This window comes from Azospirillum tabaci (genome assembly GCF_014596085.1).
GTDB lineage: Bacteria > Pseudomonadota > Alphaproteobacteria > Azospirillales > Azospirillaceae > Azospirillum > Azospirillum tabaci.
The window spans coordinates 222061-242406 of the sequence record NZ_JACCJY010000005.1; the positions used below are offsets into that span (position 1 = coordinate 222061).

18 protein-coding genes are annotated in these 20346 nt (G+C 68.4%); 14 read left to right on the forward strand and 4 right to left on the reverse strand.

Annotated elements, in window-relative coordinates; translation table 11 throughout:
* Positions 1-56 precede the first annotated feature (56 nt).
* Positions 57-221, reverse strand: a complete 165-nt coding sequence (locus H0B54_RS09190; RefSeq protein ID WP_188260038.1) for a DUF1328 domain-containing protein — start codon at positions 219-221, stop codon at positions 57-59.
* A 330-nt stretch (positions 222-551) separates the two neighbouring features.
* On the opposite strand from H0B54_RS09190, the gene H0B54_RS09195 reads away from it, so the two are divergent.
* On the forward strand, positions 552-1190 hold the full coding sequence (locus tag H0B54_RS09195; RefSeq protein ID WP_188260039.1) for a hypothetical protein: 639 nt from the start codon (positions 552-554) through the stop codon (positions 1188-1190).
* A gap of 18 nt (positions 1191-1208) precedes the next feature.
* On the opposite strand, the gene H0B54_RS09200 is transcribed toward H0B54_RS09195, so the two are convergent.
* The 3 genes from H0B54_RS09200 to tldD form a co-directional block, all read right to left on the reverse strand.
* Entirely contained in the window at positions 1209-3284 is a 2076-nt protein-coding gene (locus H0B54_RS09200) for a YjbH domain-containing protein (RefSeq protein ID WP_188260040.1), read from the reverse strand.
* 120 nt (positions 3285-3404) lie between these two features.
* A complete protein-coding gene (locus tag H0B54_RS09205) occupies positions 3405-3929 on the reverse strand; it encodes an ACT domain-containing protein (protein ID WP_188260041.1) in 525 nt (174 codons plus the stop codon).
* Between the two features lie 161 nt (positions 3930-4090).
* Positions 4091-5524, reverse strand: a complete 1434-nt coding sequence (gene tldD / locus H0B54_RS09210) for a metalloprotease TldD (RefSeq protein WP_094302901.1) — start codon at positions 5522-5524, stop codon at positions 4091-4093.
* A gap of 168 nt (positions 5525-5692) precedes the next feature.
* Between tldD and H0B54_RS09215 the strand changes: the two genes are divergently transcribed.
* The 13 genes from H0B54_RS09215 to H0B54_RS09270 all read left to right on the forward strand — a co-directional run bounded on the left by H0B54_RS09215 (position 5693) and on the right by H0B54_RS09270 (position 20341).
* Positions 5693-7054, forward strand: coding sequence for a DUF3422 family protein (locus H0B54_RS09215; RefSeq protein WP_188260082.1), 1362 nt, complete (start codon positions 5693-5695; stop codon positions 7052-7054).
* A gap of 500 nt (positions 7055-7554) precedes the next feature.
* Positions 7555-8400: a cytochrome c oxidase subunit II gene (gene coxB / locus H0B54_RS09220; RefSeq protein ID WP_188260042.1), complete on the forward strand. Its 846-nt coding sequence runs from the start codon at positions 7555-7557 to the stop codon at positions 8398-8400.
* Between the two features lie 66 nt (positions 8401-8466).
* Complete coding sequence (gene ctaD, locus H0B54_RS09225) at positions 8467-10080, forward strand: cytochrome c oxidase subunit I (protein ID WP_188260043.1); 1614 nt, start codon at positions 8467-8469, stop codon at positions 10078-10080.
* Between the two features lie 66 nt (positions 10081-10146).
* Complete coding sequence (cyoE, locus tag H0B54_RS09230; protein ID WP_188260044.1) at positions 10147-11076, forward strand: heme o synthase; 930 nt, start codon at positions 10147-10149, stop codon at positions 11074-11076.
* On the forward strand, positions 11073-11207 hold the full coding sequence (locus H0B54_RS30195) for a hypothetical protein (protein ID WP_256380051.1): 135 nt from the start codon (positions 11073-11075) through the stop codon (positions 11205-11207). Before cyoE ends, H0B54_RS30195 begins: the two co-directional genes overlap by 4 nt.
* A 44-nt stretch (positions 11208-11251) precedes the next feature.
* A complete protein-coding gene (locus tag H0B54_RS09235; RefSeq protein WP_188260045.1) occupies positions 11252-11875 on the forward strand; it encodes a cytochrome c oxidase assembly protein in 624 nt (207 codons plus the stop codon).
* Between the two features lie 88 nt (positions 11876-11963).
* Positions 11964-12842 (forward strand): cytochrome c oxidase subunit 3, encoded by an 879-nt coding sequence (locus H0B54_RS09240; RefSeq protein ID WP_246472418.1) that lies wholly within the window; start codon positions 11964-11966, stop codon positions 12840-12842.
* Between the two features lie 82 nt (positions 12843-12924).
* Complete coding sequence (locus tag H0B54_RS09245) at positions 12925-13299, forward strand: DUF983 domain-containing protein (protein ID WP_188260046.1); 375 nt, start codon at positions 12925-12927, stop codon at positions 13297-13299.
* Positions 13300-13301: 2 nt separating this feature from the next.
* A complete protein-coding gene (locus tag H0B54_RS09250; RefSeq protein WP_188260084.1) occupies positions 13302-14042 on the forward strand; it encodes an SURF1 family protein in 741 nt (246 codons plus the stop codon).
* A gap of 12 nt (positions 14043-14054) precedes the next feature.
* A complete protein-coding gene (locus tag H0B54_RS09255) occupies positions 14055-15551 on the forward strand; it encodes a carboxypeptidase M32 (protein ID WP_188260047.1) in 1497 nt (498 codons plus the stop codon).
* A gap of 378 nt (positions 15552-15929) precedes the next feature.
* Complete coding sequence (locus H0B54_RS09260) at positions 15930-17258, forward strand: glycoside hydrolase family 5 protein (RefSeq protein ID WP_188260048.1); 1329 nt, start codon at positions 15930-15932, stop codon at positions 17256-17258.
* Between the two features lie 417 nt (positions 17259-17675).
* Complete coding sequence (gene thrC, locus H0B54_RS09265; RefSeq protein ID WP_188260049.1) at positions 17676-19088, forward strand: threonine synthase; 1413 nt, start codon at positions 17676-17678, stop codon at positions 19086-19088.
* Complete coding sequence (locus H0B54_RS09270) at positions 19085-20341, forward strand: M16 family metallopeptidase (protein WP_188260050.1); 1257 nt, start codon at positions 19085-19087, stop codon at positions 20339-20341. The genes thrC and H0B54_RS09270 overlap by 4 nt, the downstream gene beginning before the upstream one ends.
* The last annotated feature ends 5 nt before the right edge of the window (positions 20342-20346 follow it).

Below are 20346 nucleotides of genomic sequence, written 5' to 3' on the forward strand. Positions count from 1 at the left end.
GACAAGGGCGCGCTGCGGGAAACGCCCGCCCGGACGGTTCCGGGCGGGTGCTGGGTCTAGCGGCGCCTGACCAGGCCCAGAATCAAACTCGCCGCGAACAGGATCAGGAAAAGGAAGAACAGGATTTGCGCAATGCCTGAGGAGGCTGACGCAACCCCGCCGAAACCGAGTGCGCCGGCGATCAGCGCGATCACGAAGAAAACAAGTGCCCAATAGAGCATCCTAACCTCCCTCGCTCGGTCCGAAGCGCGTTACAGCTCGTCCGGCGCGCAGTCTGTTGAACGTCCTACTCTGTGAAGAGCGTGTTAGTATTGTGCAGAACACGGCTCCGGTCTGAAAGGTTCCCGGACTCCGCTCCCGTAAAGAGCTTTTTTTGGGTAGGGTCGGTTCCAAAAGGGGGAGGGGCATCCCGATAACGCTGGCTTGACCGCAACAACGGGCGACGAACGCTGTTGTCGGGGTCGCCAGCCTGCTCGGTTCCGGCCGGGCGGGCGAAATGGCGCAGCACCGCTCCGCCGGTGCGAGACGCCGTATCGAGAGAAGAGGATGCCATGAACGCCAAACTGTCCCTTGCCGTTCTCGCCGCGACCCTGGCGGCCGCCCCCGCCGCGATGGCCCAGACCTATCCGAACAACGCGCCGCAGGTTCCCTACGAGCGCTCCAGCCCGTCGGGCCTGCCGACCACCAGCCCGCAGGTGGAAAGCCTGCCCGGCGAGCGGGCCGACCCGTGGAGCGATCGGACGCAGAAGCGGATGCCGGATGGGCGCATGCCCGACCGGGTGACCAGCGGCAGCGCCGAATCCACGGTCGGGGCCGGGACCGCGGGCACCTATGGCAGCACGGGCAGTTATGGAGCGCCCGGCACCTACGGTTCGACCGGCACCATGAACTCCATGCCCAACAGCGGCGCGATGGGGACCACCGGATCGGCCACCGGCACCATGCAGGGCAACCGGCAGGTCATCATGAACGTCGATCCGAACACCGCCCAGCGCGCCGAGCGCGGTCAGAACCGCAAGGAGCTGATGCAGACGTCGCTGCTGAACTACTTCAGCGCCGCCGGCTTCACCTCGGTCCGCGACTTCCGCAAGCAGGGTGAGAACTACGTGGCGGAAGCCCAGTCGGCCAACGGCACCTGGAGCACCGTGCTTCTCGACACCAAGACCGGGACGATCTCCGAAATGCGCTGATCCCCGGTCCGCCGCGGCTTATTCCATCAGCCGCGGCCATGATCCGGTCAGGCGGCCGTAACCCGCCGCGACCGACGCGTCGTAGAGGGGCAATGGCTGGCGCAGCCGTTGCCCCGCGTCGCGTCCAAGGGTGCGCACCGCGGTCGCCAGCCGCCCGTCCGGCGGCCAGGATCCGCCGGGACTGAAGGGCACGGTCAGCGCGATGCCCTGTTCCAGCCGCCCGCCGTAGCGACTCTGCGCGCCGTCCGGACCCTCGGTCCAGGTGACGTGGGCGGACAGGCGGATGCCGCCGCCGAAGGCGCGCATCAGTTCGAGCGTGCCGCCCCAATCCCCGCCGAGATAGCGCCCCAGCCGGATCACGCCCGTGGTGGCGGCCCCCGGCGTTTCCCAATAGACGCTGGCGTGGCCGGTGTTCCGCCCGCTTTCCGGGGCAAGGCGCAACGCGTCGTCTGGCGGGCGCTTCCAGACGCGGTTGAGGTCGAGCCCGAGCGACCAGCGCGCCGTCAGGGGGTGGTACAGCGCCTCGGCTCCCACACCGCCGAACATCTCCTCGAAATGGCCGATGGACAGGCGCGTGCTCCAGTTCTCGGCGGGCGCGGCCAGCCACGCGGCGTACAGCCGCTCGACCGCGGCGATGCGGTCGGCGTAGCGCGGCAGGTCGCTGCGCACCGGCTCCGCCGCCGGGATGGCGTTGGTGTCGAGGAGGTGGAGGTTGTGGCTGACGTTCACCCGCAGCCCGCTGCTCAGAACCAGCCCACGCAGCGGTTCCGCCGTCAGCACCGCGTCGCCGTAGGTCCGCTGCACCAGCGGGGCGCTCTGCTCGAACAGGCTGGCTTCCAGGGTCGGGGTGACGGTCAGGACGAGCCGCCCAGGCCAGTCCGGCGGAGGACCGGCGGAGCGGGCCACGCGAACCGTCCGCCAGATTTCCTCGGGGCTGCCGCGCTTGCCGGCCGCCTGCTCCACGGCGCGGCGCGACAGAGTGACGGCGGTGCCATCCAGCCCGGCGCTGCCGGTGGCGACGGTCAGCCATTCGACCTCCGGCGGCGCGCCGGCGGCCAGCAGGCGGGCGGCACGGCCCACCTCCTGCGCCAGCGGAGCGGTGCCGGCACCCGCCGGGTCCAGCCACAGCGCCGCCCGGTCGCCTCCGATCAGCGCAGCGCGGGCGGGCAGCCGGTGAAGCCGGGCCAGGGCCGCGATGTCCGTGGCGGGCAGGGCGGCGTCCGGCGAGGCGGGACGGGCGCCCACCGCGGGTGGCGGCGTGCGCGGGGTGGCTTCCGCGTCCTGCCGTGGGTCGAAACGGGCGGCGAGGCGCAGCATGGCGCGCGATCCCTGCTCGATGCCGGCGCCCAGCTCCAGCCAGTTCCAGGGGCGGTAGGCCAGACCGGCGTTCAGCGGCAGGCCGGGCTGGAAGCTCGGGTCGTCCTGCTGCTGGGCGCGGAAGCTGTCGGCGCTGTACTCCAGTTTGACGCTCAAGCCCTCCAGCGGCGTGTGCCATTCGACCCCGCCGAACAGGGCCGCGCGCTCCCCGGTGAACCACGCCTCCGGTCCGCGGGACGACGCCTTCGCCGGGTCGCGGTCGCGCTTGAAGCGCCCGCCGAGGAAGTGCAGCGGGTTGCGGACATGCCCGTAGTCACCGAGCCCGCCCCAGCCGATGCCCAGACTGAGATCGACGTCCCACCAGCGGCGCGAGGCGACCAGATACTCCCCCGCGAAGCGGCCTTTGCCCGGCAGATCCAGCCCGCCGCCGGTGACGTCCCGCCCGCCGACGGCCAGCGCGGGCCACCACAGCCCCTCGCGCAGCAGGCGCAGCTTGGCGTCCACCCCCGGCTCGCTGAGGCCGTGCCAGCTCGGGTAGGTGCTGTCGCGGAGGGTGACCTCCAGGCCGGGAAGGAACTGCGCCCCGGCAAAGACATGACGGTGCAGACCACCGAGTGCGGTCAAACCGGCGGTCACCGTGCCGTCCGGCATCGCGCGCGCGGTTGGTGTTTGAAGCAGCCCGACGGTCCCCCAGTCGGACAGGGTGGGCTCAAGCCCCTCCGCCCGCGCAGGCAGGGTGGCGAAGGACAGCGCCAGAACGAGGAGAACGCGATTCACGCCATGGTGGAGATTGTCGGGATGAATTCCCGATCCATGGCATTTTCATGCGTATGGATGCAACCTTTATCCCTCTCCCCAGAGGAGGAGGGGATAATCGGGGATGATGGAAGAGAGGCGTTACAGCGGTTCGGCGGTGCAGGTCAGGCCCATCGTCTCCGCGGTGTTGGCGACCGCGGACAGGCAGGTGCCGGAACGCTCCGGCGGGATCGAGACGGCGAAACGGATGGTGTAGCGCCCGCCTTCCCGCTCCGGCAGGGTCTGGGCGTCGAGCCGGACGATGTTCGCCTCGAACTGGGTGAAGATTTCCGACAGGCGGGCGATCAGGCCGGGCTGGTCACCGCCCGACACCTCCACGCGGTGGGTGATGCGGGCCAGCGGGCCGGGGTTGGGATCGAAGTCGAAGGGCGTCACCTTGATCTGCGCGCCCGACAGTTCCGGCAGGCTCGCCAACCCCTCCTGCACCTCTTCGACGGGAACGCCGTCCGGCAGTTCGCAGACCGCCGAGAATTCCGCCCCCGACCCCATCACCGCGAAGGTCGCGTCGCGCAGGTTGGCCCCCAGCCCGAACAGATGGCCGGTGACCGCCGAGACAAGGCCGACGCGGTCGGGGCAGAAGGTCGAAACCAGCGCGAGGGACGACACAGGGAATCCTCCGATGCTGAAGCTCTCTCCCCCTGGGGAGAGGGTTGGGTGAGGGGGCGATGCGCCCGGCAGGGCGAAGAAAAACGCCGGATGAGTCGGCGTGGCGCGCCTTCGGCGCCCCCCTCATCCTGACCTTCTCCCCAGGGGGGAGAAGGGAAACATCAGGCCGCCGTGCCGCCCACGGTCAGGCCGTCCAAGCGCAGGGTCGGCTGGCCGACGCCCACGGGAACGCCCTGGCCGTCCTTGCCGCAGGTGCCGACGCCGGGGTCCAGCTTGGTGTCGTTGCCGATCATCGAGACGCGGGTCAGGCTGTCCGGGCCGTTGCCGATCAGCGTCGCGCCCTTCACCGCCGGGCCGAGCTTGCCGTCCTCGATCAGATAGGCCTCGTTGGCGGAGAAGACGAACTTGCCGCTGGTGATGTCCACCTGCCCACCGCCGAAGTTCTTGGCGTAGAGCCCCTTCTTGACCGACTTGATGATCTCCTCCGGCTCATAGGCGCCGGGGCGCATCACGGTGTTGGTCATGCGCGGCATGGGGTGGCAGGCGAAGCTCTGGCGCCGCCCGTTGCCGGTCGGGCGCATGCCCATCAGCCGGGCGTTCATGCGGTCCTGCATGTAGCCGACCAGGATGCCGTCCTCGATCAGCGTGGTGCACTGGCCGGGGGTGCCCTCGTCGTCCACGGTGATCGAGCCGCGGCTGTTCTCGATGGTGCCGTCGTCCACGATGGTCACGCCGGGGGCGGCGATGCGCTGGCCCATCAGACCGGCGAAGGCCGAGGTCTTCTTGCGGTTGAAGTCGCCCTCCAGCCCGTGGCCGATGGCCTCGTGCAGCAGGATGCCCGGCCAGCCGTTGCCGAGGACGACGGTCATCTCGCCGGCCGGGGCTGGAACCGACGACAGGTTGACGAGCGCCGAGCGCAGCGCCTCGTCCACGAAGGCGCGCCAGGTCTCCGGCTGCATGTAATGTTCGTAGGTGACGCGCCCGCCGCCGCCGTGGCCGCCCGTTTCCATGCGGTCGCCCTCGGCCACCACGACGGAGACGTTCAGCCGGACCAGCGGCCGCAAGTCGGCGACGCGCACGCCGTCGGCGCGGATGATCTGTACCGCCTGCCACTCGCCGCTGATCGAGCAGGAGACCTGCCGCACCCGCGGGTCCTTGGCGCGGGCGTAGGCGTCGATCTCCGCCAGCAGCTTCACCTTCGCCTCGAACGGGACCAGGGGCAGGGGGTTATCGGGGATGTAGAGCGCGCGGTTGGTGCCGGCGGGCGGCTCGGCGAAGGTGCCGGCGTGTCCGGCCTGGACGGCGCGCACCGTCGCGGCGGCGCGGCGGATGGCGTCCTCCGACAGGCTGGAGGCGTGGGCGAAGCCGGTCGCCTCGCCGGCGATGGCGCGCAGGCCAAATCCCTGGGTGGTGTCGAAGCTGGCCGCCTTCAGCTTGCCGTCGTCCCAGCCCAGCGATTCGCTCTGCGAATATTCCAGATACAGTTCGCCGTCGTCCGCTCCCCGCAGCGCGTCGGCCACCACCCCCTCGACACGGGAACGGTCCAGGCCGGCGCGGTTGAAGAACAGATCGTCGGTGACGGCAAGCGCGCTCATGGGGACTCCGGGGTATCGGTCTATCGTAGGACAACGATGCGGCACCGGCGCTCTCGCACCCGCACCCGCGATGTGGTCTAAGATCAGACTTATAGTGTGGCGACGGGCGGCCCATCCGGCAAGGCTCGTCGTCTGTGGCGGAAGGGGCTTGGAAGGGGAATGGCCGCGATGACCGACGACGCGCTGGCGATGGGCCGCACCGGCAACGGGGACGCCGCCCGCTCCCTGGCCCACCCCCTGAAGAACCACGCCCTGCGCGTGACCCTGACCAATGAGGTGCACACCCGCCCGCCGGAGGTTCTGTCCACCCCGGTGCGCGCCACCATGCTGGCGATGCTGTCGGGGGAAGGCGCGTCGGAGGCCGACCGGCTGCATCTGGAGAAGCTGTGCGACTGGGCCGGCGTGCCGCGCCCGCCCGCCGGGGCCACCCATTACAGCGGCTCCTTCGGCAGCTTCCGCCTGAAGTGGGAGCGGCACACCGAATTCTCTACCTGGACCATCTTCCGCCCCAACGCCGCCGCTCCGGCGGGCGTGCTGGTCGATCCCTTCCTGGAGCCGGCGCTGAACGCGGTGCCCAAGGATTGGCTGGCCGACCTGCCGGGCGAGTTGATGGTCGGCGTCCATGTCGCCGTCCTCGACGCCGAATCGCCGGAGCCCTCGGCCAACATGCTGGCGGCGATGTTCGGTTCGCCGAGCTACATCGGGACGCGCATCTCCGGGCGGGCGGCGACGGCCTGGACCGACTTCCGCATCCATGGCGACGGCTTCTCGCGCATCCTGATCGCCGACCACGCGATGACGCCCAACCAGGCGGGCCGCGTCGTGCAGCGCCTGCTGGAGATCGAGACCTACCGGGTGATGGCGCTGCTGGCGCTGCCGGTGGCGCGCGGCGTGCTGCCGCGCATCGGCCCGATCGAGGCCGATCTGGCCGACCTGACCACACGCATCGCCACCCTGCGCGGCCTGGACGACGAGCGGGAGCTGCTCGACCGGCTGACCCTGCTGGCCGCCCAGACCGAGCAGATCGCCGCGGAGACCGCCTACCGCTTCGGCGCGGCGCGGGCCTACTACAACCTCGTGGAAAAGCGCATCGTCGAGCTGCGCGAGATCCGCATCGAGGGCCTGCCCACGGTCGGCGAGTTCATGGACCGCCGCCTCGCCCCGGCGATCCGCACCTGCGAGGCGGTGGAATCGCGCCTGCAGGCTTTGTCCCAGCGCGTGGCCCGCGCCAGCGACCTGCTGCGCACCCGCGTGGAGATCGCCGTGGAGGGGCAGAACGCCGAGCTTCTCCTCTCCATGGACAAGCGGGCGCAGCTGCAGCTCCGCCTGCAGGAGACGGTGGAGGGGCTGTCGGTGGTGGCGATCAGCTACTACCTCGTCGGCATTGTCGGCTACGCGGCGAAGGGTCTGAAGGGACTCGGGATGAAGGTCGATCCCGACCTGCTCGTCGGGCTGATGATCCCCATCGTCATCGCCTTCGTCTGGTCCGGCGTGCGCCGAATCCGCAAGGTCATCACCGGCGGACACTGACCACCGACGGACACTGGCGGCCCCGGAGCTTTTCCGTTCTAACACGGTGGTGGGTTACCGCAGCGCAAACGGCGACCGGATGGCGCCATCCGCGCAAGGTCGCTTGCGTCCTACACCAGGGACGTGCAAGCCTAAAAACTTGATTTTCCGAGACAATTCGCTATACCATCAAACTGCGACAGCTTGTCGCAGTGCGAAGCCGATACGGAAGCTCAACTTCTGTTCTGATGTGGGCTTGAAACCGGCATTGCGCCTATGTCCTTCGTGTAGGGACGCCTGACTTGTACCCAAGCGCAGTGCAGGGTTAAGCTCGCGCTGCGGGGACCGTGCCAGCCACAAACGGCACGATCCCTGCATAGACCGGCACCGTCGCAACGCCCGGACGCGCAACCGCCCGACAGGGGTGGAACGCGCCAGGGAAACAGGGGCGAAGGCGGGTCCGGCGGGAAGGGACGACCGCCGTCCGCGACCGTGGGCGGCGGGCAACGAAGAGGGTGGGGATGAAGACGCAGACCCTGAACGCTGCCGTTCTGGCGGCGCTGACATCTTTGTGTGGATTTGCCGCGACCGGTTCCGCCGCCGAACCCCACCCCTGGCAATTGGGGCTTCAGGAGGCGGTCACACCGGTCAAGCACGCCATGGACTCCTTCCATGACCTGCTGACGGTGATCATCGTCGCCATCGTCCTGTTCGTGGCGGGGCTGCTGGCCTGGGTGGCGCTGCGCTTCAACGCCAAGAAGAACGCCGTGCCGTCCACCACCTCGCACCACACGGTGCTGGAGATCGCCTGGACGGTCATTCCGGTCATCATCCTGATTGTCATCGCCGTGCCGTCCTTCAAGCTGCTCTATCAGGCCGAGCGGCTGCCGGAGGCGGAGATGACCATCAAGGTCACGGGACGGCAGTGGTTCTGGGACTATGAGTATCCCGACCACGGCAACATCGCCTTCTCCAGCTACATGGTCCAGGATTCGGAGCTGAAGCCCGGCCAGAAGCGCCTGCTGGAGGTGGACAACCGCGTGATCCTGCCGGTCGGCACGACCGTGCGCGTGCTGGTCACCGCAGGCGACGTCATCCATTCCTGGGCGGTGCCGAGCTTCGGCGTGAAGAAGGACGCCGTGCCGGGCCGCGCCAACGAAACCTGGGTGCGGATCGAGAAGGAAGGCGTCTATTACGGCCAGTGTTCCGAGATCTGCGGCGTGAACCACGCCTTCATGCCGATCGCGGTCGAGGCCGTGTCGAAGGAGGCCTTCAACCAGTGGGTCGAGAAGGCCAAGACCGCTTACGGGACCCCCGACACCAAGCGCGACGTCGCCCAAATGCCGTCCGCCGGGGCCGTCCAGTAAGCCTCACACTTTGGATGCAGCGGCACCTCAAAGAAAAATCATTCCGCCGACGCGAGGGTTAGAGACATGGCAAACGCCAATCCGGGGGAAGCGCAGGGACACGGCCACGGGCATGACCATGACCACCACATGCCGGGCTTCTTCGAGCGTTGGTTCTTCTCCACGAACCACAAGGACATCGGGACGCTCTACCTGATCTTCTCGGTGATCGCCGGGCTGATCGGCGGGTTGTTCTCGGTCATCATGCGGATGGAACTCCAGGCGCCGGGCTTGCAGTTCGTCGGGGACGGGCAGGTCTGGAACGTGCTGATCACCGCGCACGGCCTGATCATGGTGTTCTTCGTGGTGATGCCGGCGCTGATCGGCGGTTTCGGCAACTGGTTCGTGCCGTTGATGATCGGCGCGCCCGACATGGCCTTCCCGCGGCTGAACAACATCAGCTTCTGGCTGATCGTCCCGGCCTTCCTGCTGCTGCTGGGCTCCGCCTTCGTGGGGCAGGGTGCCGGCACCGGCTGGACGATCTACCCGCCGCTGTCCTCGCCGCTGGGCCACAACGGGCCGTCGGTGGACATGGCGATCTTCGCCCTTCACCTCGCGGGCGCCTCGTCGATTCTGGGTGCCGTGAACTTCATCACCACCATCTTCAACATGCGCGCGCCGGGCATGACGCTGCACAAGATGCCGCTGTTCGTCTGGGCGATGCTGGTGACGGCCTTCCTGCTGCTGCTGGCCGTGCCGGTGCTGGGCGGCGCCATCACCATGCTGCTGACCGACCGCAACTTCGGCACCAGCTTCTTCAATCCGGAGGGCGGCGGCGACCCGATCCTGTTCCAGCACCTGTTCTGGTTCTTCGGCCACCCCGAAGTCTACATCATGATCCTGCCGGCCTTCGGCATCATCAGCCACATCGTCTCGACCTTCTCGCACAAGCCGGTCTTCGGCTATCTCGGCATGGCCTACGCGATGGTCGCCATCGGCGTGGTCGGCTTCGTGGTGTGGGCGCACCACATGTACACGGTGGGCCTGGACGTCGACACCAAGGCCTACTTCACCGCCGCCACGATGATCATCGCGGTGCCGACGGGCGTGAAGATCTTCTCCTGGATCGCCACCATGTGGGGCGGGTCGATCGAGTTCCGGGTGCCGATGCTGTGGGCGCTCGGCTTCATCTTCCTGTTCACGGTCGGCGGCGTGACCGGCGTGGTGCTGGCCAACGGCGGCATGGACATCGTGCTGCACGACACCTATTACGTCGTCGCGCACTTCCACTACGTGCTGTCGCTGGGCGCGGTCTTCTCGATCTTCGCCGGCTGGTACTACTGGATCGGCAAGATGTCGGGGCGCCAGTATCCGGAATTCTGGGGCAAGGTTCACTTCTGGACGACCTTCATCGGCGTGAACCTGGTCTTCTTCCCGCAGCATTTCCTGGGTCTGGCCGGCATGCCGCGCCGCATCCCGGACTATCCGGACGCCTATTGGGGCTGGAACATGATCTCCTCGTTCGGGGCGTATCTCTCCTTTGCGTCCACGCTTCTCTTCGTGTGGATCGCGTACAAGACCCTGCGCAGCGGCGAGAAGGTCGAGGCCGCCTATTGGGGACCGCAGGCGGGCACGCTGGAGTGGACCGTGAGTTCGCCCCCGCCGTTCCACGCCTTCGAGACGCTGCCGCAGGTGAAGTGACCATCGGTTGTGACCATGACGCCGGGGGTGCCTGGGAGGCTCCCTCCGGCTGGAGGATAGTGAAGTATGACGGACCTGAGCATTGAACGGGTCTCGACAGGTCCGGTCTCCGGATCGACGCCGGGTGACTACATTGAACTGCTCAAGCCGCGGGTGATGTCGCTCGTGGTGTTCACCGGGCTGGCCGGCATCGTGCTGGCGCCCGGGCACATCCACCCCGTGCTGGCGGCGGTGGCGGTGCTGTGCATCGCGGTCGGGGCCGGAGCCTCGGGCGCCATCAACATGTGGTACGACCGCGACATCGACGCGGTGATGTCGCGCACCATCCGCCGCCCGATCCCGTCGGGGCGGGTGGAGCCGGAGAACGCGCTGGCCTTCGGGGTGATCCTGGCCGCGGCGTCGGTCGTGGTGATGGGGCTGGCGGTCAACTGGGCGGCGTCGGCGCTGCTGGCGATGACCATCGGCTTCTACGTCTTCGTCTACACCATGTGGCTGAAGCGGCGGACGCCGCAGAACATCGTGATCGGCGGGGCCGCCGGCGCCTTTCCGCCGATGATCGGCTGGGCGGCGGTGACGGGCGGGGTGGAATTGCCCTCGATCCTGCTGTTCCTGCTGATCTTCCTGTGGACGCCGCCGCATTTTTGGGCGCTGGCGCTGTTCCGCAACGGCGACTACACGCGCGCCGGGGTGCCGATGATGCCGGTGGTCGCCGGTCCGGACGCCACCAAGCGGCAGATGCTGGCCTACACGCTGGTCCTGCTGCCGGTCGCGGTGGCGCCGTACTTCCTGGGCACCGGCGGCCTTGCCTATCTGATCGGGTCGAGCCTGCTGGGCGCCTTCTTCGTGCTGTGCGCGGTCCGCGTGCTGCGCGCCACCGACGACAAGCCGGCCAAGCAGATGTTCGGCTTCTCGATCCTCTACCTGTTCCTGCTGTTCGCCCTGCTGATGGGCGAGCATCTGGTGAGCGGATTCCTGACGACCGGAGGCGGGGCATGACGATCATGGATGAATCCCACGAGGAACGCCGCAAGCGGCTGCGCGGGCGCAACTACGCGGTCCTGGCCGCGCTGATCGGGCTGGTGGTGATGTTCTATGTCATCACGCTGGTGCGGATGGGCGGTCACTGACCACGGAACGCCAAGCGGACAAACGGCAGGGAGGGAGCGGCACCATGGGCGATCGGCCTGAAGGCGACAAAGGGCTCCGGCGGAAGAACCGCCTGTTCATGGCGGGGCTGTTCGGCCTCGTCTTCGGGATGGTCGGGCTGGCCTACGCCTCGGTGCCGCTATACGCGCTGTTCTGTCAGGTGACCGGCTTCGGCGGGACCACCCAGCGGGCCGACGCCGCGCCCGCGCGGCAGGTCGACCGCGTCATCAAGGTCCGCTTCAACGCCGACGTGAACCAGTCTCTGCCCTGGCGCTTCAGGCCGGAGCAGAAGGAACTGACGGTGAAGCTGGGCGAGATGGGGCTGGCCGCCTATCAGGCCGCCAACCGCACCGACCGGGCCACCGTGGGCACCGCGCTCTACAACGTCACGCCGGACAAGGTCGGCAAGTACTTCAACAAGATCGAGTGCTTCTGCTTCACCGAGCAGGTGCTGGAGCCCGGTCAGTCGGTGGACATGCCGGTGGCCTTCTTCGTCGATCCGGCCCTGGCCGACGATCCGGCGATGGAGGACGTGACCACCATCACCCTGTCCTACACCTTCTTTCGCGCCAAGGACGAGACCCAGGTGCTGGCGCAGCACGCGACGCAGGCCGCGGGTGCGAAAGGCACCGGGACCGCGGCGAACTGAGGACGGATCTAAAAAAGAGACACTCTGAACAGAGAATTAGGGCTGAACGAAGAAATCGGGCGAAACAAACCGGGGTTGGAAAGAGACGATGGCCGACATCACGCACGCGCACATGCCGCACCCCCCAGCCTCCGCGCACGGCGCGGGCGAGGGCTCCGGCATCCCGCATCCCTACCATCTGGTGAAGCCGAGCCCCTGGCCTCTTCTGGGTGCCTTCGCCGCCGGTCTGTTCGCGACGGGCATGGTCATCTACATGCACGGCGGCGGCTGGCTGCTGGCGGCCCTCGGCTTCGCGTCCATCCTGGGCGTGATGTTCGGCTGGTGGCGCGACGTCATCAAGGAGGCGGTGCGCGAGAAGGCGCACACCCCGGTGGTCAAGATCGGCCTGCGCTACGGCATGGCGCTGTTCATCGCCTCGGAGGTGATGTTCTTCGCCGCCTTCTTCTGGGCCTTCTACGACGCGGCGCTCTACCCGAAGGTGTTCGCCGAGAACCCGCAGGGCGTCTGGCCGCCGCCGAACATCACGGTGCTGGAGACCTTCCACCTGCCGCTGATGATGACGCTGATCTTGCTGCTGTCGGGGGTCACCGTCACCTGGGCGCACCATGCGATCCTTGAAGGCAACAACAAGGAGGCGTCGCGCGCGCTGGGCCTGACCGTCCTGCTGGGGGTGATGTTCACCTTCTTCCAGGGCTGGGAATACGCCCACGCCGCCTTCGGCTTCACCCAGGGCATCTACCCGTCGACCTTCTACATGGCGACCGGCTTCCATGGCTTCCACGTCATCATCGGGACCATCTTCCTGGCGGTCTGCTGGTTCCGCACCATGAAGGGCCACTTCACCCCGCAGAGCCATTTCGGCTTCGAAGCGGCCGCCTGGTACTGGCACTTCGTGGACGTGGTCTGGCTGTTCCTGTTCGTGTCGATCTACTGGTGGGGGTCGCTGGGCGCCACCGCCGGCCACTGATCGATCCCCCCTGTCGCCTTGCGAAGCCCTTCTCCTCCGCCGGGGGAGAAGGGCTTCCCGTTCCCGGAGGGAGGCGAGTCATTTGAGCACCCACTACACCAGTCCGTCGCCCCTGACCGCCGGCCTGCGCTGCGCCTGCCCGCGCTGCGGACAGGGCAAGCTGTTCAACGGCTACCTGACGGTCAACGAGCGCTGTTCGGTGTGCAACCTGAACCTTGCCCGGCAGGACAGCGGCGACGGGCCGGCGGTCTTCCTGATCTTCATCCTGGGTTTCCTGGTCGTGCCGGTGGCGCTGTGGGTGTCGATGTCGGTGGACTGGCCGCTGTGGCTGCACGCCATCGTCTGGAGCATCGTCGTGCTCGGGCTGGCGCTCGGCATGCTGCGCCCGGCCAAGGCCTATGTGGTGGCGCTCCAGTACCGCCACCGCCGCAACGAGCTGGAGGACCCGGACGAGTGACCATGACCGCCGCCGCCGAACCCCGCCGCTTCCGCCCGTCGCTGTGGGCGACGCTGATCACCGTGCCCGCCGTGCTGGTCATGCTGGGGCTGGGCACGTGGCAGATGCAGCGGCTGGAATGGAAGGAGGATCTGGTCCGCCGGGTGGAGCAGCGGCTGCACGCCGCCCCCGTCCCACTGCCTTCCACCATCGCCGATCCGGAGGCGCTGGAGTTCCGTCCGGTGACCGTCACCGGACGATTCCTGAACGACAAGGAGCTGCTGCTGGTGGCCCGGCCCCGGCAGGGGCAGGCGGGCTACGAGCTGCTGACGCCATTGCAGCGCCCGGCCGAGGACGGCGGCGGCGTGGTGCTGGTCAACCGCGGTTTCCTGCCCATGGACAAGCGCGCCCCCGCCAGCCGTCCGGATAGCCGGGTGGAGGGACCGGTGACCGTCACCGGTCTGGTCCGTCTGCCGCAGCCCGCCGGCTGGCTCCAGCCGGGCAACCGGCCGGGCGCGGAGTCCTGGATGCGGCTGGACCCGCCGGCCATGGCCGCCGCCACCGGGTTGGAGAACGTCGCCCCGCTGGCGGTGGAGGCCACCCCCGATCCGGGGCGCGGCAACGCGCCGCTGAACGGGATTCAGCCCTTGGTCGAGCTGCCCAACAACCATAGGCAATACGCGTTCACCTGGTATAGCCTCGCCGCGACGCTGGTCGTCGTCTATGTGCTGTCCCAACGCCGGAGGACCGGTCCGGCATCCTAGGAGTTGCGCCTCATGACAGCCGCCTATCGGGAGTTGGAACGCCGTTTCGCCCGCATCGCCGCCGTCGGCGACGCCCTGGGCATCCTGAGCTGGGACAGCCAGACGATGATGCCCGACGGCTCCAGCGACGGGCGGGCGGAGCAGACAGCCACCCTGACCGTGCTCGCCCACGAGCTGCAAACCGACCCCCGCGTGGCCGACTGGCTGGCGACGGCCGAGGGCGCGGGCGGGCTGGACGATTGGCAGGCGGCCAACCTGCGGGAGATGCGGCGCACCCACCGCCACGCCACCGCCGTGCCCGGCGACCTGATCGAGGCGACCAGCAAGGCGATCTCGGCCTGCGAGATGACGTGGCGCACCGCGCGGGCGGAGAGCGACTTCGCCATGCTGCTGCCCAGCCTGTCGGAGGTGCTGCGCCGCGTGCGGGAGTGCGGAGAGGCCAAGGCGGCCGCCATGGGCCTGTCGCCCTACGACGCCATGCTGGACGAGCACGACCCCGGCGCCCGGTCGGAGCGCATCGACGCCCTGTTCGTCGGGCTGGCCGGCTTCCTGCCGGAGCTGATCGGGCGCGTCCTCGACCGGCAGGCCGCCGAGCCGGCGCCGCTGCGGCCCGTGGGGCCCTTCGCCGTCGCCGACCAGAAGGCGCTCGGCGAGCGGCTGATGCGGGCGGCGGGCTTCGACTTCACCCGCGGGCGGCTGGACGTGTCGCTGCATCCCTTCTGCGGCGGCGCCACCGGCGACGTGCGCATCACCACCCGCTACGACGAGGACGATTTCACCAAGGCCCTGATGGGGGTGATGCACGAGACGGGACACGCCCTCTACGAGCAGGGCCGCCCGCGCGACTGGCTGAGCCAGCCGGTCGGGCTGGCCCGCGGCATGGCGGTGCATGAGAGCCAGTCGCTGATCGTGGAGATGCAGGCCTGCCGCTCGCCGGAATTCCTGTGCTGGCTGGCCCCGGTCGCGCGGGAGGCGTTCGGCGGCTCCGGCCCGGCCTGGGAGCCGGACAACCTGCGCCGCCTCTACAGCCGGGTGGAGCGCGGCTTCATCCGCGTGGACGCCGACGAGGTGACCTACCCCGCGCACATCATCCTGCGCTATCGGCTGGAGAAGGCGCTGATCGCCGGGGATTTGGCGTTGGCCGACCTGCCGGGCGCCTGGAACGACGGCATGAGGGAACTGGTCGGGGTGGCGCCGCCGAACGACCGGCTGGGTTGCCTTCAGGACATTCACTGGCCGTCCGGCGCCTGGGGCTACTTCCCCAGCTACACGCTGGGCGCCATGACCGCCGCCCAACTGTTCGAGGCCGCGGCGAAAGCCGATCCCGACATCCGCCCGGCGCTGGCGCGCGGCGACCTCGGGCCGCTGGTGGCGTGGCTGTCGGTCAATGTGCACGGCAAGGGTTGCCTCTACGCGTCCGGCGACGAGTTGCTTACGGCGGCCACCGGGCGCCCGCTCGACGCGGCGGTGTTCCGGCGGCATCTGGAACGCCGGTATCTGGGCGCCTGAGCGGAGCCTTTGCCCCCACCCCGGCCCTCCCCCGCTGCGCAGGGGAGGGCCGGGGTGGGGGCAAGAACGTCGCCGATGCTCGGCCTCCGCGCCGAAGGAAACCGCAAAGTCTGCGGAACGCAAAAGGCTGACCCGTAACCCTCCTTCGTTCCTATGCGCCGCTTCGCGCTTTCAAGCAATCAATCGAAAAAACAGCCTCAAAACAGCGCAAGCACTCGACGCGTCTTCATTGTCTCAAATGTCTTCAAAATCCGCCCTTCCGGACATGGTCACACATGCCTTGGATTGCCGGAATTAAGCGATATTCCTGGCAATATTTCGTTAACCATAAACCGCCAGCCTCCGGCCCAACGCGAATGGCAACGAGGGCTGAGCACAATGGGCATCGCCAAAGGCTTCCTGCACACGGACGGCAACCAGATCGTCGATTCGTCGGGTCAGAACGTCAAGCTGACGGGCGTCAACTGGTTCGGCGGCGAGGGCTTCGTCTTCAACCCCAACGGCATGGACATGCGCGGTTACTGGGGGATGATGGAGCAGATGAAGGAGCTGGGCTTCAACACCATCCGTCTGCCGTGGAGCGACGCGGCGCTGGACGCCGACCGGGCGACGGGCATCGACACCTCCAAGAATCCCGACCTCGCGAACAAGTCCCCGCTTGAGGTCATGGACAAGGTGATCGACTACGCCGGGCGCATCGGCATGAAGGTCATCCTCGACCACCATCGCTCCAGCGACGGTGCGTCGGCCAACGAGAACGGCCTGTGGTACGACGACAAGTACCCGGAGTCGAAGATGATCGAAAACTGGAAGATGCTGGCCGAGCGCTACAAGGGCAACGACACCGTCATCGGCGCCGACCTGCACAACGAGCCGCACGGTCAGGCGACCTGGGGCGGCGGCGACAAGGCCACCGACTGGGCCTGGGCCGCGGAGCGCATCGGCAACGAAATCCAGTCGGTCAACAAGGATTGGCTGCTGCTGGTCGAGGGCGTGGAAATCCACGAGAACCAGTGGGAGTGGTGGGGCGGCAACCTGCGCGGCGCCAAGGACCGCCCGATCGAGTTCGACAATCCGGGCAAGCTGGTCTACTCGGTCCACTCCTATGGCCCGTCCATCCATGAGATGGAGTGGTTCAAGGCCAGCGACTATCCGAACAACCTGCCGGGCCAGTACACCGACAATTGGGGCTGGCTGCTGAAGGAAGACAAGGCGCCCGTGCTGGTCGGCGAGTTCGGTGGCAAGCTGGAGACCGATCAGGACAAGGCCTACATGGCCAAGCTGATCGACTACATGAACGGCGACCTGGACGGCAACGGCACCAACGACTTGGGCGCCGGCAAGGAAGGGGCGAGCTGGACCTACTGGTCGTGGAACCCGAACTCGGGCGACACCGGCGGCATCCTGAAGGACGATTGGCAGACGGTCGACCAGACCAAGTACAACGCCATCAAGGAAGGCCTGTTCGACGGCGGCGGCAGCCCGGCCAAGGCCGCCTGGGCTCCGGCGACGGCCCAGGCGCTCGGGGAGGGCGACATCAACGTCCTGTCCCACACGGTGACCCAGCCGCAGGCGGCGGACCACAGCACCGCCGCGTTGGTGGACGCCGCGCTCGCCGCCCAGACGGTGGAGCTTCCGCCGGTCGATGCCGCGCACGATGCGTCGGCGCTGCACCACGACCCGCTGGACGTCCACACCGGCGCCTGACCGGCGGGCGGAGTGATTGCCCTCGCCCCTCCGCTCACGCGCAAACGAAGTTTGCGCTGACGCGACAGGCGGACCTTTGGTCCGCCGATAGCGGGGAGAGGGAGGGGACCCACCGCGTCAGCGGTGGGGAGGGTGAGGGGGCCGGTGCGCCTGCGGCGCACCGCCAAGGGGCATTCTGCCCCTTGGCAATCCCCTGGCATGGGTTGATGCCCATGCTGCCCCCTCACCCTAACCCTCTCCCCAGAGGGGGGAGGGAATGACGGGAGCGATGGCCGCGAGAGTGTATTGCGTAAGCGTATTGCATGAGAGGGAACCCGCCGCTTGCACGGCGTGTGGGAGGGCGCTAACTATGCCCGTTCCACAAGAGTCGCCGGCCCGCCACAGCGTCGGCCACCTTCAGGCGTCGGAGAGTGTGCGTTGAAGTACGTCAGCACGCGGGGCCAGGCCCCGGTCCTGGGTTTCGAAGAAGTCCTTCTGGCCGGTCTCGCGCGTGACGGCGGCCTCTATGTCCCGGAAAGCTGGCCGCAGTTCTCGGCCGACGAGATCCGCGCGATGCGCGGCCTTCCCTACAGCGAGATCGCCGTGCGCGTCATGCTGCCCTTCCTGGGCGGCGCCATCGCCGAGGACGACTTCCGCGCCATCGTGAAGGACGCCTACGCCAGCTTCGACCACGCGGCGGTGGTGCCGCTGGTGCAGCTCGACCAGCGCCTCTGGGTGATGGAGCTGTTCCATGGCCCGACGCTGGCCTTCAAGGACGTGGCGCTGCAACTGCTCGGCCGCCTGTTCGACCATGTGCTGGCCAAGCGCGGGGAGCGGGTGACCATCGTCGGCGCCACCTCGGGCGACACCGGCTCGGCCGCCATCGAGGCGTGCCGCGACCGCCAGAACGTGGACATCTTCATCCTGCACCCGAAGGGCCGCACGTCGGAGGTGCAGCGCCGCCAGATGACCAGCGTCCTGTCGGACAACGTGCACAACATCGCGCTGCACGGCACCTTCGACGACTGCCAGGATCTGGTGAAGGCGCTGTTCAACGACATGGCCTTCCGTGACAAGATGGGCCTGTCGGCGGTGAACTCGATCAACTGGGCGCGCATCATGGCCCAGATCGTTTATTACTTCGCCGCCGCGGTGGCGCTGGGCGCACCCGACCGCAAGGTGGCGTTCACCGTGCCCACCGGCAATTTCGGCAACGTCTACGCCGCCTACGGAGCGCGGGCGATGGGCCTGCCGGTGGAGCGGCTGGTCGTGGGCTCCAACACCAACGACATCCTGGCCCGCTTTTTTGCCAGCGGCACCATGTCGGCGGCTCCGGTCGTGCCCACATTGAGTCCCAGCATGGACATCCAGATCTCCTCCAACTTCGAGCGGCTGCTGTTCGACCTGCTGGGCCGCGACGGCGGCGCCGTGCAGGCCGCCATGGAGCGTTTCCGTGCGGAGGGCAAATTCGCCGTCACCGACGAGCAACTTGCCGAGGCGCACGGCATCTTCACGGCCAATCGCGCGGATGATGCGCTGACCATGGACATCATCAAGGGCGTCTGGAAAAAGACCGGCGGCTATCAGGTCGATCCGCACACCGCCGTCGGTATCCATTCCGCCATGGTGGCGCCGGTCGATCCGTCGGTGCCGGTGGTCGTGATGGCGACCGCCCACCCCGCCAAGTTCCCCGACGCCGTGGAGACGGCCACGGGCCGACGCCCGGTCCTGCCGCCGCGCCTCGCCGACCTCTACGAGCGGGAGGAGCGGCTGTCCGAGCTGCCCAACGACGTGGCGGCGGTCCAGGAGTTCGTCGTCGCCCGCGCCCGCGCCGCCAAGGAGGCCGCATGAGCATCCGCGTGACCACGCTGCCGAACGGGCTGCGCGTCGCCACCGACACGATGCCCGGCGTGCAGTCGGTCTCGCTCGGCTGCTGGGTCGGGGTCGGCACGCGCAACGAGTCCGCGAGCGTCAACGGCGTGGCGCATCTCGTCGAGCACATGCTGTTCAAGGGCACCGAGCGGCGATCCGCCTTCCGCATCTCCGAGGAGATCGAGAATGTCGGCGGCCAGCTCAACGCCTACACGACGCGCGAGCAGACGGCCTATTACGCCAAGGTCCTGCACGAGGACACGGCGCTGGCGCTCGACCTCATCGCCGACATGCTCCAGAACTCCGTCCTCGACAGCGAGGAGCTGGTGCGGGAGCGCACGGTGGTGCTTCAGGAGATCGGCCAGTCCGTCGATACCCCCGACGACATCATCTTCGACCATTTCCAGTCCACCGCCTATCCGGGGCAGGCGCTGGGCCGGCCGGTGCTGGGGTCGGCCGAGATCGTCGGCGCCCTGTCGCGGCCGGCGCTGGTCGACTACATCGACGGCCATTACGGCGCGCCGGGCATCGTCCTGGCCGCAGCCGGGCGGCTGGAGCACGACCGGCTTGTCGACATGGCCCTGTCGGCCTTCGACGGCCTGTCCTCCCGCCCGGCGCCGGAGTCCGAGGGCGCGCGCTACGCCGGGGGCGACTTCCGCGAGGCGCGGGACCTGGAGCAGATGCACCTCGTCCTCGGCTTCGACGGGGTGGGGGTGCACGACCCGGACTATTACGCCCATTCGGTGATGTCCACGCTGCTCGGCGGCGGCATGTCCTCCCGCCTCTTCCAGGAGGTGCGGGAAAAGCGCGGGCTGGTCTATTCCATCTACACCTTCTCCGGCGCCTACCGCGACGGCGGGCTGTTCGGCGTCTACGCCGGCACCGGCGAGGACGAGGTGGCGGAGCTGGTCCCGGTCGTCTGCGACGAGCTGATGCGGGTGACCGAGGACGTGACCGAGGAGGAGGTGGCCCGCGCCGCGGCCCAGCTGCGGGCCGGGACGCTGATGGCGCTGGAAAGCTCCATGTCGCGCTGCGAGCAGCTCGGCCAGCAGCTTCTGGTCTACGGGCGCCCGGTGCCGGTGGAGGAGATCGTCGAGAAGATCGGGGCGGTCGACCGCGAGTCCATCGTCCGCGTCGCCCGGCGCCTGCGCGAAAGCCGCCCCACCGTGGCCGCGCTCGGCCCGATCGGACGGCTGGAGGAGTATGACCGCATCGCCGCACGGTTCCGGTAAGGGAC